This window comes from Streptomyces sp. GS7 (assembly GCF_009834125.1).
In the GTDB taxonomy this organism is placed as follows: domain Bacteria; phylum Actinomycetota; class Actinomycetes; order Streptomycetales; family Streptomycetaceae; genus Streptomyces.
On record NZ_CP047146.1, the window covers coordinates 5,457,792 to 5,475,449 of the forward strand.

At 71.8% G+C, this 17,658-nt stretch carries 15 protein-coding genes; 9 read left to right on the plus strand and 6 right to left on the minus strand.

Annotated elements, in window-relative coordinates; translation table 11 throughout:
• Positions 1–62: 62 nt before the first annotated feature.
• Genes GR130_RS23715 through GR130_RS23725 form a run of 3 tightly spaced genes read right to left on the minus strand, consistent with a single transcriptional unit; the run spans position 63 to position 3,813 of the window.
• The gene (locus tag GR130_RS23715) at positions 63–2,210 is read right to left on the minus strand and encodes a xanthine dehydrogenase family protein molybdopterin-binding subunit (protein WP_159506566.1); all 2,148 of its coding nucleotides are present in this window, start codon (positions 2,208–2,210) and stop codon (positions 63–65) included.
• On the minus strand, positions 2,207–3,247 hold the full coding sequence (locus GR130_RS23720; RefSeq protein WP_159506567.1) for an FAD binding domain-containing protein: 1,041 nt from the start codon (positions 3,245–3,247) through the stop codon (positions 2,207–2,209). The genes GR130_RS23715 and GR130_RS23720 overlap by 4 nt, the downstream gene beginning before the upstream one ends.
• A complete protein-coding gene (locus GR130_RS23725) occupies positions 3,244–3,813 on the minus strand; it encodes a (2Fe-2S)-binding protein (RefSeq protein ID WP_159506568.1) in 570 nt (189 codons plus the stop codon). Before GR130_RS23725 ends, GR130_RS23720 begins: the two co-directional genes overlap by 4 nt.
• 425 nt (positions 3,814–4,238) lie before the next feature.
• On the opposite strand from GR130_RS23725, the gene GR130_RS23730 reads away from it, so the two are divergent.
• The 7 genes from GR130_RS23730 (at position 4,239) to GR130_RS23760 (ending at position 11,365) form a co-directional block, all read left to right on the plus strand.
• Positions 4,239–4,817: a TetR/AcrR family transcriptional regulator gene (locus tag GR130_RS23730; protein WP_159506569.1), complete on the plus strand. Its 579-nt coding sequence runs from the start codon at positions 4,239–4,241 to the stop codon at positions 4,815–4,817.
• Positions 4,818–5,058: 241 nt separating this feature from the next.
• Entirely contained in the window at positions 5,059–5,874 is an 816-nt protein-coding gene (locus tag GR130_RS23735; RefSeq protein WP_159506570.1) for a DUF6424 family protein, read from the plus strand.
• A 39-nt stretch (positions 5,875–5,913) separates the two neighbouring features.
• On the plus strand, positions 5,914–6,921 hold the full coding sequence (locus GR130_RS23740; RefSeq protein ID WP_159506571.1) for a DUF2278 family protein: 1,008 nt from the start codon (positions 5,914–5,916) through the stop codon (positions 6,919–6,921).
• 200 nt (positions 6,922–7,121) lie between these two features.
• Positions 7,122–7,694, plus strand: coding sequence for a glycoside hydrolase family 25 protein (locus GR130_RS23745; protein ID WP_159506572.1), 573 nt, complete (start codon positions 7,122–7,124; stop codon positions 7,692–7,694).
• A gap of 336 nt (positions 7,695–8,030) precedes the next feature.
• Positions 8,031–8,744 carry a tRNA-dependent cyclodipeptide synthase gene (locus tag GR130_RS23750; RefSeq protein ID WP_159506573.1) on the plus strand — a complete coding sequence of 238 codons (714 nt, stop codon included), beginning with the start codon at positions 8,031–8,033 and terminating at the stop codon, positions 8,742–8,744.
• Entirely contained in the window at positions 8,741–9,928 is a 1,188-nt protein-coding gene (locus GR130_RS23755) for a cytochrome P450 (RefSeq protein ID WP_159506574.1), read from the plus strand. The genes GR130_RS23750 and GR130_RS23755 overlap by 4 nt, the downstream gene beginning before the upstream one ends.
• A 414-nt stretch (positions 9,929–10,342) precedes the next feature.
• A complete protein-coding gene (locus GR130_RS23760) occupies positions 10,343–11,365 on the plus strand; it encodes a DUF1259 domain-containing protein (protein ID WP_236573412.1) in 1,023 nt (340 codons plus the stop codon).
• A 279-nt stretch (positions 11,366–11,644) separates the two neighbouring features.
• On the opposite strand, the gene GR130_RS23765 is transcribed toward GR130_RS23760, so the two are convergent.
• From GR130_RS23765 to GR130_RS23775, 3 genes are all read right to left on the minus strand, one after another.
• Positions 11,645–13,621, minus strand: a complete 1,977-nt coding sequence (locus GR130_RS23765; RefSeq protein ID WP_159506576.1) for an ArnT family glycosyltransferase — start codon at positions 13,619–13,621, stop codon at positions 11,645–11,647.
• 181 nt (positions 13,622–13,802) lie between these two features.
• The gene (locus GR130_RS23770; protein ID WP_159506577.1) at positions 13,803–14,105 is read right to left on the minus strand and encodes a hypothetical protein; all 303 of its coding nucleotides are present in this window, start codon (positions 14,103–14,105) and stop codon (positions 13,803–13,805) included.
• 90 nt (positions 14,106–14,195) lie between these two features.
• Positions 14,196–15,518 (minus strand): MFS transporter, encoded by a 1,323-nt coding sequence (locus GR130_RS23775; RefSeq protein WP_159506578.1) that lies wholly within the window; start codon positions 15,516–15,518, stop codon positions 14,196–14,198.
• Positions 15,519–15,681: 163 nt separating this feature from the next.
• Here GR130_RS23775 and GR130_RS23780 point away from each other — a divergent pair, with 163 nt between their 5' ends.
• On the plus strand, positions 15,682–16,473 hold the full coding sequence (locus tag GR130_RS23780) for a DeoR/GlpR family DNA-binding transcription regulator (protein WP_159506579.1): 792 nt from the start codon (positions 15,682–15,684) through the stop codon (positions 16,471–16,473).
• A gap of 47 nt (positions 16,474–16,520) precedes the next feature.
• Positions 16,521–17,519, plus strand: a complete 999-nt coding sequence (locus tag GR130_RS23785) for a zinc-dependent alcohol dehydrogenase family protein (RefSeq protein WP_159506580.1) — start codon at positions 16,521–16,523, stop codon at positions 17,517–17,519.
• Positions 17,520–17,658: the final 139 nt, after the last annotated feature.

Here is a 17,658-nt window from a genome sequence, read left to right on the forward strand (position 1 = left end):
GCGACGAGGAGGGCATCGGGGACACGGCGCGCCACCCCAACGGCCCGTGGGCGAGGGCCTTCTCAGGTGGTCGGCCGCTGTGGGCCGGGGGTCGCGCGCAGGACGCGGTCCGGGCGGATCGGCAGGTGCCGGTGGCGGGTACCGGTCGCGTGCCAGACCGCGTTGGCGATCGCCGCCGCGGCGCCCACGATGCCGATCTCGCCGATTCCCTTGATGCCGACCGGGTCCTCGTCGTCCGGGTCGTCCACCCAGTCCGCCTCGACGACCGGTACGTCGGCGTTCGACGCGAAGTGGTACGAGGCCAGGTCCGCTCCGACGTGGCCGCCCGAGACCTCGTCGCGGACCGCCTCCTCGTGCAGGGCCATGGAGAGCCCCCAGATCATGCCGCCGATGAGCTGGCTGCGCGCGGTCAGCGGGTTGACGATCCGGCCGGCGGCGAAGGTGCCGAGCATCCGCCGTACCCGCACCTCGCCGCTGGTGACGTCCACGGCCACCTCGGCGAACTGGGCGCCGAAGGAGTGCCGTTCCCGGGCCGGCAGCGCGCCGATGAGTTCTGCGGTGTCCGACCGCGCGGTGATCCCCTGCGGCGGAACGCCGCCGCCCAGGGCGAGTTGGCCACGCAAGGCGCGGGCCGCGACGGTGACCGCCCAGGCCCAGGAACGGGTGCCCATCGAGCCGCCGGCGATCATCGCCGGTCCGAAGTCGCTGTCCGCGATCCTCATGCGGATGCGGTCCGGTGCCACCTCCAACTCGTCCGCGGCGATCAGGGTCAGCGCGGTCCGCGCGCCGGTCCCGATGTCGGCGGCGGTGATGCGCACGGTGAACGTGCCGTCGGCCTCCGCCGTCACGGACGCCGTGGACGGGGCGGCCCCGGAGGGGAACGAGGCCGCCGCCATACCGGTCCCGAGCAGCCAGCGCCCCTCGCGGCGGATGCCCGGACGGGGGTCCCGGTCCGCCCAGCCGAACCGGCGGGCGCCCTCCTCGTAGCAGGCGAGCAGATTGCGGCTGCTGAAAGGCAGCCCGGAGACGGGGCCCGCGGCGGGCTCGTTGCGGATGCGCAGGGCGATCGGGTCCACCCCGCACTTCTCGGCGAGTTCGTCGAGCGCGGACTCCAGCGCGAACGAGCCCGGCGCCTCGCCCGGGGCGCGCATCCAGGTCGGGGTCGGCACATCGAGCCGCACCACGCGGTTGACGGTGTGGTGCGCGTCGGCGTCGTACATCACCCGCGCCGGGTCCGCGCTGCGCTCGACGAACTCCCGCTGGGTCGAGGTGAGGTTCTGCGCCTCGTGGTCGAGCGCCCGCAGCCGCCCGTCGGGGTCGGCGCCGAGCCGGACCCGCTGCACGGTCGGGCTGCGGTAGCCGACCAGCGAGAACATCTGACGTCGCGTCAGCACGACGCGGACCGGACGGTGCAGGACGGTCGCCGCCATCACCGCGAGCACCTGGTGCGGACGGGTCCCCTTGGACCCGAAGGCACCGCCGACGTGTTCGGAGCGCACCCGGACCGCGCCCGGGTCGAGGGAGAACAGCTTCGCCAGCTCCTGGGCCACGAAGACGCTGCCCTGGTTGGAGTCGACGACGTCGAGCCGGCCGTCGTCCCAGTGCGCCGCCGCCGCGTGCGGCTCCAGCGGGTTGTGGTGCTCCTCGGGTGTGGTGTACTCCGCGTCCACCACGACCGCCGACGCGGCGAACTCGGCGACCGGGTCCCCCTTCTGCCGCTCCGCCGCCGCACGGGGAGTGTCCGCCGGGGTGTACGTACCCGGGCGCCCGGCCGCGAACGCGATGTCGTGCGGCTCCTCGTCGTACCGCACCACCAGCGCCTCCGCGGCCTCCCTGGCCTGCTCGGAGGTCTCGGCGACGACCAGCGCCACCGGCCAGCCGGCGCACGGCACCCGGTCGTGCTGGAAGACCAGGATCGCCGGGTCGGGCGGCCCCATGGGGCCGGTGTAGTCCCCGTCGACGCGCGGGGCGTTCCCGTGGTGGAGCACGGTGAGCACGCCGGGCATCTCCAGCACCGGCGCGGTCTCCACGGCACGGATCCGGCCGCGGGCGATGGTGGACAACACCAGCCAGCCGTGGGCGAGTTCGGCGAACGGGATCTCGCCGGCGTAGCGGGCCGCCCCGGTGACCTTGTCCCGGCCCTCCACGCGGGTGTGCGCGGTGCCGACGGCCCCCACCAGCGCGAGCCGTCCGGTGGTCGTGGTCGTCATCGGGCGGCCTCCCCGCTCCGGTCGGTTGCCGCCCCGGACGCTCCTGATGCCGCGGGCGGTTGGGACAGCTCGGACAGTACGGCGATGACGAGGTTGCGCATCAGTGTCACCTTGTAACCGTTGTGGGGCAGCGCCCGGGCGGCTGCCAGCTCGGCGTCCGCGGCGGCCGCGAACGCCTCGGCGCTCGCCGGTCCCCCGGTCAGCAGCCGCTCGGCCTGCCGGGCCCGCCAGGGCCGGGACGCGACCGCCCCGAGGGCGAGCCGGACCTCGTGCACGACGCCGTCCCGGACGTCGAGGGCGGCGGCGATCGACCCGATGGCGAAGGCGTACGAGGCGCGCTCACGCACCTTGCGGTAGCGGGAGCGGGCAGCGACCGGGGCCGGCGGGAGGGTGACGCCGGTGATGAGCGCACCGGCCGGCAGCGCGGTCTCCAGGTGCGGGGTGTCCGCCACCGGGCGGTAGAACTCCGCGAGCGGCAACTCGCCCGGCCCGTCGGCCGTTTCGTAGGCGACCGCGGCATCGAAGGCGGCCAGCGGCACCGCCATGTCGGAGGGGTGGACGGCCACGCAGTGCGCGGAGGCTCCGAGGATCGCGTGGTTGCGGTGCTCGCCCTCGACGGCGGGGCAACCACTGCCGGGGAGCCGCTTGTTGCACGGCCTGGTCACGTCCGTGAAGTAGCCGCAGCGGGTGCGCTGGAGCAGGTTGCCGCCGACCGTGGCCATGTTGCGCAGCTGGCCCGAGGCGCCGGCCAGCACGGCCTGCGCCAACGCCGGGTAGCGGCGCCGGACTTCGGGGTGGGCCGCGAGATCGCTGTTGGTGACGGTCGCGCCGATCCGCAGCCCGCCGGTGTCCGTGGCCTCGATCCGGTCGAGCGGCAGCTCCCGTACGTCGACGAGCAGCGCGGGCCGCTCGACCCCGGTCTTCATCAGGTCGACGAGATTGGTGCCACCGCCCAGATAGCGCGCCTCGGGCTCGGCGCCGAGCAGCGCGACGGCGCCCTGGACGTCGGATGCCCGCCGATAGCCGAACTCCCTCATGCCGCATCCTCCGCGTTCTCCGCGTCCGCCGGCCGCCCGGTGTCCGCCGCGGCCCGCGTGACCGCCTGCACGATCGCCACATACGCGCCGCACCGGCACAGGTTGCCGCTCATCCGCTCCCGGATCTCGTCGGCGGTCAGCGGTGGCACCCCGGCTTCGGGCCGTACGTCGGCGGTGGCCGCGCTGGGCCAGCCCGCCGCGTGCTCCTCGATCACCGCGATCGCCGAGCAGATCTGCCCCGGTGTGCAGTAGCCGCACTGGTAGCCGTCGAGGTCGAGGAACGCCTGCTGCACCGGGTGCAGCCGCGCGCCGTCCGCGACGCCCTCGATGGTGGTGATCTCCCGCCCTTCGGCGGCCACCGCGAGCTGGAGGCAGGAGACCGCCCGGCGGCCGTCGACGAGCACCGTACAGGCGCCGCACTGCCCCTGGTCGCAGCCCTTCTTCGTGCCCGTCAGGCCGAGGCGCTCGCGCAGCGCGTCGAGCAGTGTGGTGCGGTGGTCGACGGGCAGCGTGTGCTTCTCGCCGTTGATGTTCAGGGTGATGGCGCCGGCCGTCGATAGGGCCATGATCAGCCTCCTTTCGCGTGAAGGGGGCGCGGCGGGCGCCGGCGTGATGCCCGCCGCGGTCGACCAGGACGTGGTGCGTGCCCCCCGGACGAACGCCCCCGGGCGGGGCGATCCCAGGGCCGTGCGGACTACGGGAAGGGAGGGCGTGGTGCGGTGCCCAGCGGCGCCGGAGCGGGCACCGGCCGCCGGATGCGCGGTGGCGGCCGGACCGCGGGGGCCCCGGCACTCCAACCGGCCGTATCCACCGCCCCGTCTGCCGCTATGGTGGCCTTAAGCGGACACCTGTCCACTACCCCGGAAACCTACCGGACAGCTGTCCGCTTATCAAGACTGCCCATGGAGACCGCTCGCCGAGACCGCCCACCGGGAAGACTCATCAAGACCGGACCGGACCGGACCGGCCGCGAATCCAGGAAGGAGGACGAGTGCAACGCCCTCACGGCGCACCGCTGCGCGCCGACGCACAGCGCAACCGCGACCGCATCCTGGAAGTGGCACTGGCCGAGCTGACGCGCGCGGCCGACGCCCCGCTGAGCGCCATCGCCAAGAAGGCGGGCGTCGGCCAGGGGACCTTCTACCGCAACTTCCCCGACCGCGAGGCGCTCGTCCTGGAGGTCTACCGCCACGAGGTCCAGCAGGTCTGCGACGCCGCCGCCCACCTCCTCGCCACCCAGCCGCCCGACCGGGCCCTGCGGGAATGGATGGACCGGCTCGCCCAATACGCCATGGCCAAGGCGGGTCTTGCCGCCGCCCTACGCAAGGCCGTCGGCACCCACGGCACGCTCGTCGGGCTCGCCCACGGCCCGCTGACCTCGGCCGTCTCCCTCCTGCTGGCGGCGAACAAGGAGGCCGGCACCCTCCGCCCGGGAGTCACCCCCGACGATTTCCTGCTCGCCATCTCCGGCCTCTGGCAGCTCGACCCGCACGGCGACTGGCAGTCACGCGCCGGCCGCCTCCTGGACCTCGTCATGGACGGCCTCCGCACCGGCGCCCCCGGCGCCTGAGCGACCGTGGCCCCGCGCTCGCGCGACACCCCACCGACCGGTACGTCAACGGGTAGTTGGCCCAGGCAGACATCCCTTCCGACGCCCCCGCAGCAGGCGTAAAATCTCCCCCATAGTGCCATTCTCACGCGTACCGGATGAATGCGGCACCACGGGACTCGGTTCCCTCTCCTGCACATCAAGCCCGCGCGTCAAGCGCATTCACGCGTCACGGCTTTCCCAGGCCCCCGTGGAGATCACCATGAACACCGCGCCATCGACACACACCGAACACGAAGACGAGCCATGGACCATCTCCGTGGCGGACCACCCCCCGCGCACCGACAGCCCGCAGTTCGTGGCAAGCCGCAAGTTGATGAATGAACTTGTCGGCACGATGGACGACTGGCCGTTCGCGCCCGGTCCGTATCAGGACCATCACGGGGCCGGCATGTGGCTCAAGGACACCAAGGGCTGGATGTGCATCATCCTGCCGCTCGGCATCGAGTGGTCGGCGCAGTTCTGCGCGGACCCAGCGAAGGTGGACCGCATGCGGCAATACGCCCTGCGCGTGATCGCGGCCTTCCCGGACACCCTGCCCGGCTACGTGAGCCTCGGTTACGACGACGGCGAACGGCTGCTCAACACCCCGATACAGACCGCCGACCAGGTGGCCGAGTGGACGGATTCGATATTCAACGCCTCGGTGCCGCTGCCCGCCGGCGCGCACACCGGGGTCCTGCCGACGGCGGCGGGTTACCACCACTACCCGAAGCCGATCGTGGACATCGACCACTTCCGCTACGACGACTTCCAGCTGTTCGTGACGGGCCCCAAGGGCCTGCCGGTCGCGGTGGTTCCGGTCGCCCCGCGCGGCTCCGGCGACGGCCGGGTGCAAGTACTGGCCGCCCACCCCCGGTCGCCGTACGCGGCGCATCTCGTCGCCCCCGGCCCGGCAGGCCGTGCCGCCGGGCCCGCCGACGCCGAAGCACGAGCCGAGGCGTGGCGGGGCGCCATCCTCCCCGCCGACGACGACGTGGCCCGGAAGGCGTTCCATGAGCAGTTGCAGCCCGCATAGCCCCCGGCCCGGGGGCCGCCCCGGCTCGGAGGCGACACCATGCCCATCGACTTCTACGGTGTACTGGCGGGCCGCGCCGTCGACCGGCGCCGCGAGGGAAGCACCGGCACCCCGCACTACCAGATCCACCTCACCGACAACGCCGGCACCCACTACCGCGCGGCGGTGAACGTCCTGTCCCAACAGTCCCCGCCCGAGCTGCTGTACCTGGCCGATGACGACTTCCGCCATCCGCTGACGCAGCTCCTTCCGGCCGCCGGCTCCGGCTGGACGACGCTGCCGTCCCGGTCGGGCAGCACCAGCCTCGACTACATCCGCGGCAACATGTTCGTCCCGTCCTCGATGCGGGTGCTGCCGGCGGACCTCCCCGGCGCGAACAACGATCTCGCCGACCTGCTGGACCACTACGTACAACGCGCCATCGCGGATCCCACCATGCAGGTCTACGCCTTCGGCCAGCGCTTCGGCCCCGAACCCTCCGTCCCCGACGAGGTCTTTCACTTCCTGCCGGGCAACGGTGTGCACGACATGCACATGAACCAGGGCAACAGCGGGCGGTTCCGCGTCGACGACGGGGTCTGGCAGGACGGCGGACTGCTGATCCACCTGCCTGCCGAATCACGGTGGGTCGCCGTCTTCCTCGCCTTCCAGTCCCAGTCCTGGCACACCGACGACACCACCGGCCACACCATTCCGACCGCGGCCCCGGTGTCCGGCGCCGGTGCGGCACCGCTGCGCATCGTGGCGGCCCTCGTCAAGCCCGCCGGCCCGGCACCGGAAGCCGAGTCCGTCACCCTGCTCAACGCCTCTCCCGCACCCGTCGAACTGGCGGGTTGGCAGCTGGCCGACCAGCAGGGCCACCGGCTCCCGCTGCCCGCACAGCAGGTGGCACCCGGAGCCACCGTCGCCGTCCCGGGCGGTAACGGGTTCCAACTCGCCGACCTCGGCGGCACGATCACCCTGCTCGACCCCGCCGGAATCAACGTTCACGGAGTGTCCTACACCGAGGAGCAGGGCCGGCGCGAAGGGTGGACGATCGCCTTCTGACCCCTGTGTTCGCGGCTGCGCTTGCGCCCGGCGAAAGCGGTTGACGGAACAACCAACGGGCGTTGTCGCAACGGGGATCCACGCCCGCCGGCGTGTGATCCAGGTGCGTCGGCCACGGCACGGCGGGAGAATGAAACCGACCTCCGGGCGGCGAAGTCCCCGGCCCGGAGGCATGGACCAAGGCGAGCAAGAAGACGGCCATGACCATCAAAGGAATCGACGTATCGTCGTCCCAGCCGGAGGGATACAAGACATCCGGCAGCGATTTCGTGTTCATCAAGATCACCGAGGGGACCAGCTACACGAACCCCAAGTGGACCGGCCAGCGCAGGACCGCGCGCAACGCCGGCCTGGTGACCGGTTTCTATCACTTCGCCCGGCCGGGGCCGATGAAGCCCCAGGCCGACTACTTCCTCTCCCGGATCAACCTGGCCGATGGGGACATCCTCATTCTCGACTGGGAGGACCCGGGCGTCTCCGGTACGTGGAAGGACAGCTGGCTCAGGCAGGTACAGACGTCCGCCCCCGGCCACAAAACGCTCCTCTACTGCGACCGGGACTTCTGGGAGAACCGCGACACCACGTCCTTCGCCGGCGACGGGTTGTGGATCGCCGAATACAACGGCAAGCCGGGGCAGCCCGACATCCGGCACCCGTGGCTGTTCCACCAGTACACCGACACCCCGATGGACACCAGCATCGGCAACTTCAAGGACAAGGCGGAGCTGCGCAGTTGGTCCCGCCCCCTCGTCCACCTCGGCCACAGCGCCTGAACATCCCCACGTATCGACGGTCCCGGGGGCTGTTCAAGGTCGGTCGCCGTCGCGACCCGGCGGACCGACCGGCCACCATGCGCACCTGCTCACCCGCCGGGCCGCGCCGGGCCTTCCCCGGCCCGAGGGGTCGGCCTGAGCAGCGTCGCGACGCGTTCACGCGCGATCACCGGCCGCTCCTGTGAACGCCATATGAACTCAACCAGGCGCCTGACCTGCGAGTTACCGCCTGGTTCGGTACCATCCAGAACCGACAGTCGGGTAGGTTTTCGGTGTCGCCGCCACACCGGGAACACGGGGTTCCCAGGGACTAGCGGCACGTAGGGACATCGTCTCTTGACGACAGCGACCGAGATTTTTCACGTCCGTCCGTACACCCCGCACTGCCAAGTCATCACCGACGAAGGTGATCACGCCGTCATCGGCATCTCTCCGGGGAACTCCTACTTCACCCATCAGCGAGTCCTCAGCCTCGCCTCCTGGGGGGTGGAGAACTTCCGTCAGGTCGATCTCGTCTACACGGATCTGCATGTCGCCGACATGTACGAGGCGCTCGGATATCCGGCCGTCGACGCCCAGCGCAAGGCCGTGAAGAACCTGCGCGGTGTACGGGCCAAGGTGACCGCCGCCGTTGCCGCGCTCGACCCGGACGGCACCAGGCTCCGCGGGCGCCCCATGTCCGCGCTGCTGGACATCCCCGCCTATCGCGTCATCCGCGAGAGCCTCGACGATCGACTGTCCACCGACCCGGCGTTCCGCGGCGTCTGTGATCAGCTCGTGGTCCAGTTCCTCACCAGCAGGGTTCTCAACGGGCAGCAGCCCACGGACCGTCAGCGTCAGGTCTGCCTCGACTACATCTGCGCCGAGGCGCCGCTGTTCATCGACACCCCCGCGATCATGGGCGTCCCCTCCTCGCTCAACTGCTACCACCAGGCACTGCCGATGGCCGATCTCCTCTACTCACGCGGGCATGGTCTGCGCGCCACACGCAACCAGGGCCACGCCGTGATAACCCCCGCCGGCACCCTCACCGAAGGACGCGACCAGTGACGACCGCCCCGACCCTGATCGACTTCCCGTTCTCCCCACGCGGGGACCGCCTCCCCCCGGAGATCGAGCGGCTTCGCGCCACCCCGGTCACGCGGGTGCGCACCATCGCCGGGGACGAGGCGTGGCTGGTCTCCTCCTACGAACTGTGCAAGCAGGTACTCGAAGACCCCCGCTTCAGCCTCAAGGACACGTCCGCCCCCGGCGTTCCCCGGCAGTACGCGCTGACCATCCCGCCCGAGGTGGTCAACAACATGGGCAACATCACCGGCGCCGGTCTGCGGAAGGCCGTACTCAAGGCGATCAATCCCAAGGCCGACGGCCTGACGGAGTGGATGACCGACCACGCCACCCACCTCGTCGACGGCATCCTCGACTACGGCCCGCCGGTCGACCTGCGCGGGCAGTTCGCCAGCCCCTACGCCGAACACCTCCACTGCCACATCCTCGGCATCCCCCGCGACGACGCACGGCTGTTGGCGTCCAGTCTCGACATCGCGTTCATGAACTCGGCATGCCCCATCGCCGGGGCACGCCTGAACTGGGACAGGGACATCGCCTATATGACCGGGCGGCTCAACGACCCCGCCACCGACGGGCTCCTGGCCGAACTCGCCGCCCTCCGTCGTGACCCCGGTTATGCGCACCTCACGGACGCCATGCTCGCCACTGTCGGCGTCACCATGTTCGGCGCCGGAGTCGTCTCCACCATGGGTGCCTTGACGATGGCGGTGTTCACACTCCTTCAGCACCCTGAAGTGTGGGAGCAGTTGCGCGCGGAGCCCGGCAAGATACCGGCGGCCGTGGACGAGTTGCTGCGCGTGAACCTGTCCATCGCCGACGGGCTGCCCCGCCTGGCCATGGAGGACATGCAGCTCGGCGACACGGAGATCAGGAAGGGCGAACTCGTCCTCGTCCTGGTCGAGGCCGCCAACACCGACGAGAACGTGTTCCCCGACCCGCTCACGATCGACATCGACCGGCCCAACGCGGCGGCTCACCTCTCGTTCGGCTACGGCGGGCACTACTGCCCCGCCGTCCCGCTCGGGAAGAAGCACATCGAGACAGCGATCGAGGCCCTCATCACCCGCACCCCCGGCCTGCACCTGGCCGTCCCCGTCGACCAACTCGTATGGCGCACCCGCTTCATGAAGCGCATCCCCGAGCGCCTGCCGGTCGCCTGGTAGGAGCGGAAGCGCCGGAGTGAGCCGGCGCCCGGCACCACGCGATGGCCCCGACCTGAGAGAGGTCGGGGCCATCGCTGTGGAGCGATGCCGCCGCGGGCCGGCCCCGGGCTGCCGGGTCCTGGTCGCCGGCTCCGTAGCGGCGTCGGGCAACGACCCGCACCCGGATCCCGCCCGCCCCGCGTTCGCGTCGATCGTCGGGGCGGTCGCCGCGTCAGGAGTGCGTGACGGCGGCAGCGCGTCGGGCGCCGGGGAGCCGCGGTGCGACCCGCTCGCGGGGCTCCCGGCGCGCCCGGCCGACTCCCCCGTCACGATGACCGTTTTGGTCCACTTGGACCCAATTTGACGTATCGTCGCCGCCGGTCCGCCATGCTGCTGCGTCAGGCTGTCATCTCGTCATGTCATGGAGGTGCTCAGGTGATTACTGGAGACCCACAGCAGGACATCCACCCGCAGGCGGGGAGCCCGCGGCGGCGCGTACTGGCCGCGGCGGCACTGGCCCCGGCACTGGCCGCGGCGGCGCCGGCCCCCGCCCGCGCCCTGGGCCCCGCGCGCGTCCCGGCCAGCGCGCCGCCCGGGACGAGCCGCCACGGCCTGATCAAGCCGGTGCACACCACCCAGTCGGACTGGGCGAGCGTGGCCGCACACCTGGGCGGTCTGGGCGACATGAAGCAGAAGACGATGTACCACACCGGATTCCCACGCCGGGACCTCCGCGTGGTCTCCGACCGCGTCACCGTCAAACCGGCACTCGCCCTGGGATCGCATGTCGCCTTCGTCCGCTACGAGGACGGCAGTTCGCTCGTGATGGGCGACCTGGTGGTCACCGAGCACGAGTTGCAGCGGTTCTGCGACACCCTGCACAAGCACCGCCTCGCGGTGACCGCCCTCCACAAGCACCTCCTCGCCCAGCGGCCCTCCGTCTGGTGGCTGCACGTCCACGGGCACGGCCACGACCCGGCGCACCTCGCCCGCGGACTGCGCGCGGCGTTCGACGGCACCGGCACCCCGCTCCCGCTGCCGCCCGGTATCGAGAACCCCGTCGACCTGGACACCGACGGCGTCGAAGAGGCGCTGGGGGCGAAGGGTTCCGTCGACGGCGAGATCTTCAAGTGCATCTTCGTCCGCCGCGAGCGCATCACCGACGGCGACCTGGTGCTGCCGCCGGGACTGGGATCGACCACCGCGCTCAACTTCCAGCCGCTGGGCGACGGCCGGGCCGCGGTCAGCGGCGACTGCGCGATGATCGCCGAGGAGGTGCAGAAGGTGTTGGCCGCGCTGCGGCGGGCCGGCGCCGAACTCGTCGAGCTGCACAACCACGGCCTGACGGACGAACCCCGGCTGTTCTTCGTCCACTTCTGGGCCGTCGGCGACGCCGTCCGGCTGGCCCGTGCCCTGCGCCCCGCGATGGACGCCACCAACGTCATCGCGGCCGGCTGACCGGCCGCAGGAGCTACGGGACCGGCCCACCGGGCACGCGCGAGTGCGCCCGGTGGGCCGCCGTACGGCCCGCCAGGGGCCCGCGGTCAGCGGCGCGTCGCGCACACCTCGGCCACCTCCATCAGGCCGTCGGGGGCGACCGTGCCCACCGTCTGGCCGGGGCTCACCGTCAGGCCGTCCCTGCGGACCAGTTCGAGGAGGTACCCGGCCCGCAGGATGTCCCACGAGACGGGCAGCAGCCGCAGCGCCTCGGCGAGGATGTGCTGGATCGGTCCCGCTTCATCGGCCGGCCGAGGACGGCGAGCAGCGGTAGAGCTGCGCCGTCGTGCCGGGCTCGCGCGGGCAATGGGCCCGCACCCAGGGGGCGATGGCGCGGCCCTCGGTGGTCCCCGGGCCGCCGAGCAGGACGTACCGCAGCCGGCCGGTGGCGACGAGGTGGCGGAACGCTGCCTCGGTGGGGGTGGGCACGGTGCCAGTGAAGCCGCCCATGGGGAGCACCTTGGCGCCCGCGGCGAGGATGTAGGGGGAGGCGGTCCGCCAACTGGTCGTCGCGAAAACGTAGTCGGCGCCGTCCTGGTGAGCCCGGGTGTACGCCAGGAGCCGGCGCTGCTTCTCGTCGAGCGAGGCCCCGTCGGGGGACTTGGCGGCCTTCCGGGCGTCGGGGGCCGGGTGCCGCGGCGCGGTATGGCGTCGGACGGCCACCGGGCCGGTCGAGCCCATGCCGGAGTGGCCGTACACCGGGTTCAGGACCGTCGACGCCCAGGCGGCGGACGGCAGCAGCATGGCGGCGAGGCCCGCGCCGAGACCCAGCAGCGCCATCCGCCGGCGCGTACCCCCGGCGTCCTTCCGGGACAGCGCGAGCAGGGCCAGCGCGCCCGCCCCCAGCGTGATCGCGACCGGCGTCAGCCACGGCAGGAACGTCGGGAACTGCACCGAGACGAACGCCGACCAGCCCACCGTGCCCGCCACCGCCGCCGGCAGCGCCCAGGCGCGTGCCCGGCCCCCCCGACGCCAGGCGCGCCAGAACTGCACCGTACCGGCGCCGAACAGCGCCGCCAGCGGCACCGCCACCACGCCCATGTAGTACGTGTGGCCGCCGATCGAACCGGCGCTGAACACCAGGAAGTACGTCACCAGCCACACCCCCCACAGCACGAATCCGGCCCGCAGCGGGTCGGTACGCGGCCTGCCGCGCCGCCACACCAGGCCGCACACCGCGGCCAGCGCCGCCGTCGGGTAGAGCCAGCCGACCTGCGAGGCCAGCGACGGGCCGAACATCTTGACCCACAGCGCGGCGGTGGGCCGGCTGTGGCCGGAGGGGGTCGCCGGAGCGGTGCCGGCCATGGTGGACACGGCGACGCTGCCGGTCTTCTCGGCGCTGATGTGGATGCTGGAGAAGCGGTTGAGGAAGTTGTAGCCGACGACCTGGCTGACCGCCGAGTTGTTGGTGGTCCCGTCGATGTACGGGCGGTCCTTGGCCGGGGTCACGGCCACCAGCAGCACCCACGACGCCGACACCGCCAGGCACATCGCGCCCGCCACCGTCAGGTGCGCCAGCCGGCGGCGCAGCGCCGTCGGGGCGGATATCAGGTACAGCAGGCCGAGCGCCGGGAGCACCGCCCACGCCTCCAGCATCTTGGCCTGGAAACTCAGGCCGACCCACACCCCGGCCGCCAGCAGCGGGCGGACCCGGGCCTCGCGGGCCGCGCGCAGCGTGGCGTCCGCGGCCAGGATCACCAGCAGGGTGAACGCCGGGTCCTCGACCGCCGTACGGAACAGCCCGGCGATCGCCGGGGTGAGCGCGAACGCCCCCGCCGCGAGGAGCGCCGCGTGCTCCCCCGCCCAGCGGCGCACCGCGCGGTGCAGGAACACCACGCTCAGCAGGCCCTCGATGACCTGCGGCAGGGTCAGCGCCCACGGATGGAAGCCGAAGATCCGCGCGGACAGCGCCTGCGGCCAGAGGAAGCCCGGCAGCTTGTCGATCGTGATCGAGCTTCCCGGGTCGAACGCGCCGAACAGGAATGCCTTCCAGCTCTCGGCCATGCTGCGGGCGGTCTCCGCGTAGAACGCGTGGAACGCGCTGTGCTGGATGTCCCAGGTGAACAGCACCGCCGCCACCACGAGGATCACCGGCAGCCCGAACCTGGCGTACACCGGCCGGACCTCCCGGTCCTGGCGCCGCGTCCCGGTGCGGGCGAGCAGCCCGCCGCCCGTGTGCGCTGCGGACGCGGTCGCTGTCGAGGTGGTGCTGGCCATGGACGAAGCCTCCCTGGTGGAACTCACCGTTCGGAGTGCCAGATAGCCGGATCGCCCGCCGGGATGCCATGACCGCCGATTGTTCAGCCAACGTTCAGATCCTCGGCCGCCGCGCCAGGGAACCCGGCGCGGTCACCCCCGTCCGCTCCCCGATGAGGTGGCGCACCGCCGGTGAGCCGGCTCACCCCGTCCCGTCGTCCCCGCCCGGCGGGTTCCCGTCCGCATCGGTCTCGTGGGTGCCGCGGCGGCGCGCGATCAGCGCCGTGCCGACGAGTACGAGCCCGATGGCCACGATCTTGCCCGCCCCGAGGAGCACCCTCAGGTGCTGCTCCGAGCCGGACCGGCCGAGGAAGAGGAAGAAGAACAGGGCGAGGGCGAGGCCGGCCACGATGAGCACGGCACCTCCTACCGGCCCCAGGCCCGCCCACCAGGGGCCGCCGCCCAACCCGTCGCGATCGGCGCTGTCGCGCTTCTCTTCGGACACCGCAATCTCCTTCTCCGGCAGGGCCGTTGGCGTACCGGAACGCGTCGTCTCGGGGCGCCGCGGACGTTCCGGGCACCGGCGTCGAACACGCTAACGCACGCCGCCCGTGGTCACCTCGGGCTCCGGGTGCGCCGCCGGGACGGGGCCGCCGGATTCCGGCCGCGGAGCGGGCGTCTTCATGCGGAGGACGAGCACGGTGCTGAGCAGGTGCAGCGCGGCGTAGATCCCCAGCACTCCCCCGATGCCGAGCACGCCGAGGAAGACCGTGCCGATCAGCGGGCCGAGGGCCATGCTGGCGCCGGCGCCCAGGGTGTACGCGGACATGACCTGGCCCTTGCGCTCCGGTGCCTGGGCCGTCATGAGCGGGGGCAGGGGGACGTAACCGGCCATGCCGACGCCGAGCGCGCCGACGGCGATCGCGACCAGCGGGTAGTCGTGGCCGGCGGTCTCGGGGACGTAGTACAGCGCCAGGCAGGCGAGCGCCGAGACGACCCCGCCGAGCCAGGCGACGGTCTTGCGCCGGCTCCACCGGTCGCCGAGCGCGCCGAAGAGCACGACGCAGGCGAGGTTGCTGACCATCATCACGATCAGCAGGGAGGCCCACTCCTGGGTGCTGAAGCCGATCCGGTCGACGAGGAAGAGAGGGAGGAAGACCCATACGCCGAACTGGGACGTGGTGTTGATGAGCCGGACCAGCGCGCCCATCCCGACGCGCGGCCGGGCGAACATCACCGTGAGGCAGCCCATGAAGGTCCGCGACAGGCCGGCCCGCTCCGGTCCCCTGGACAGGCCCTGGAACCCGGCGCGGTCGCGCAGCAGGAGCAGGACCACCAGGGCTCCGGCGGTGATCATCGCGAGGGACACCCACAGAGTGCCGTAGAAGCCGATGGCGGGCTTGAGGAGCGAGACCAGGACGGAGCCGAGCACCGGGTAGCCCATGGTGAAGCAGAACCAGAACCAGCCGAGCGCCTTACCGAGCTGCCGCTCCGGGGCGCCCGCCATGATCCAGACCATGAACCCGTAGGCGAACAGCGGATAGCCGAAGCCGCGCAGGCCGTAGGTGATCAGGATCAGCCAGTAGGAATGGGCCGGGACGGCGACCGCGAGCATGAGGGCGTGGCAGACCGCCCAGCAGCCGGCGCCGGCCGTCATGACCCGGCGCGGCCCCCACAGGTCGCAGAGCCCGCCCGCCAGGAAGGCGCCCACCGCGGCGGTGACGCCGTAGACGGTGAAGACGACGCCGACGCTCGCCTCCGCGAAGCCGAGATCGGTCTTGAAGTACGTGGGCAGATAGCTGGTCTCCACACCGTCGCCGATCATGAAGAGCAGGACGCCGACATAACCCCATATGAGGGCCCGGGGGATCCCGAGTACGGCGGGGCGGGGCGGCGGCGAGATGCGCTCCGAGGACATGGGCAGCACTGCGGGACCTCCTGACGGGCCGGGCCTTCGCCCGAGCGTGGCCAACAGACTGAACAAGCTCACAGAGAATTTCAAGAGCTTCACATAAAGTGTGTGATGTTCTAGGGTGAGGCCACGGCGAAGACCGCCGGACGACGAACGGGGGGTGCCCACGATGAGAGCGAGTCGCGGCTCCGAGGCCGAGGTGGAGGAGCGCCGCCGGACGGTGCTGCGCCATGTCGCGCAGGAGGGCGAGATCCGGATCTCCGAACTCGCCGCGCGGATGCACGTCAGCGTGATGACCATGCACCGGGACCTGGACAACCTCCACGAGCGGCAGCTGCTGCGCAAGGGGCGCGGGGTGGCCACGGCCTTCTCCAACGTCGCCATGGAGAGCGCGCTCCGCTTCCGGGAGAACGCCCGTGTCGAGATCAAGTCCGCCATCGCGGACGCCCTCGCCGCGGAGGTCTCCCCGGGCGACACGGTGCTGATCGACTGCGGCTCCACGCTCTTCCCCCTCGCCCGCCGGCTCGCCGACGTCGACGGGATCCGCGTGATCACCAACTCGCTGCGCATCACCTACCTGCTGGCGGCGTCACCGGCCGAGGTGACGCTGCTGGGCGACCGCTACTACGAGGACTTCGAGTCCTGCGCCGGACCGCAGACCCGGCGCCAGTTGCAGGACATCCGCGCCACCGTCGCCTTCGTCACCGCCACCTCGGTCCGCGAGGGGCGGCTGTTCCACCCGGTGCGCGAGTACGCCGAGACCAAGCAGGCGTACCTCCAGGCGGCCGACCGCGCCGTACTGGCCGTCGACCACAGCAAGTTCGGCCGCACCGCCACCTATCCCTACGGCGACGTCAGCGGCTACGACCTGCTGGTCACCGACACCGGGACCCCGGAGAGCGAACTCCGGGCCGTCCGGGACCTCGGCGTCGAGGTCCGCACCGTAGACCCGCTCGACTGAACCGGCTCCGGCCGGAACTCCCACACCCCCGAGAAAGGCCCCGCCCCATGCGCGCTGTCGTCATCCACACCCCCGGGCACTACGAGGTCACCACCGTCGACGACCCCACCCCCGGCCCCGGGGAGGTCGTCGTCGCACCCGCCGCGGTGGGCATCTGCGGCACCGATGTGCACATCGTCCAGGGGGAGTTCGCGCCCACGCCGTACCCGATCATCCCCGGCCACGAGTTCACCGGCGAGATCGTCGCCCTGGGGCCCGGGGTGAGCGGACTGCGCACCGGGGAACAGGTCGCCGTCGACCCGTCGCTGTTCTGCGGCGCCTGCCACTACTGCGCGATCGGCCGCGGCAACCTGTGCGAGAACTGGGGCGCGATCGGCGACACCGTGGACGGCGCGATGGCGGAGTACGTCGCGGTGCCGGCCGCCAACTGCTACCGGCTGCCTTCGAGCGTCGACGTCGTCCAGGGCACGCTGATCGAGCCGCTGTCGTGCGCGGTCCGCGGCTTCGACGTGCTGCCGCGCCGCCTCGGCGACCACTACCTCATCTACGGCGCGGGCACCATGGGCCTGATGATGCTTCAGCTCGCCAGGGCCGCCGGCGCGGCCTCGCTCTCGGTGGTCGACCTCAACACGGACCGGCTGGCGGTCGCCGAACGGCTCGGCGCGGACGCCACCGCGGTGAGCGCCGCGGATCTGGACCGGCCGCAGGGCTGGGAGACCGTGATCGACTGCACCGGCGCCATCCCCGTGATCGAGGACGGCTTGAGCCGGGTTCGCCGCGGGGGCACCTTCCAGCAGTTCGGCGTCGCGCCGTCCGCCGCCAGGGCGTCCTTCTCACCGTTCGACGTCTACAACAACGAGATCACCATCGTCGGGTCGATGGCCGTCCTGCACAGCTTCGGCCGCGCCGTGGACCTCATGGCGAAGGGGGTCGTCGACGCCGACACGATGATCACCCACAGCTTCGGACTGGACGACTTCGGCACCGCGCTCCAGACCTTCCGCGACGGTTCCGGACGCAAGATCCAGCTCCGTCCGCAGCGCTGAACTCCCGCTGCCCGGCGGCCCGTCAGGGCACCTGATCCATTATCCGGTCTGTTCCATCCCCCACGGATTCCCCGTGAATCCCCCGCGGATTCCACCCGCCGATTCCCCTCGTTGAATTCCCTCGCTGATTTCTCCCGCT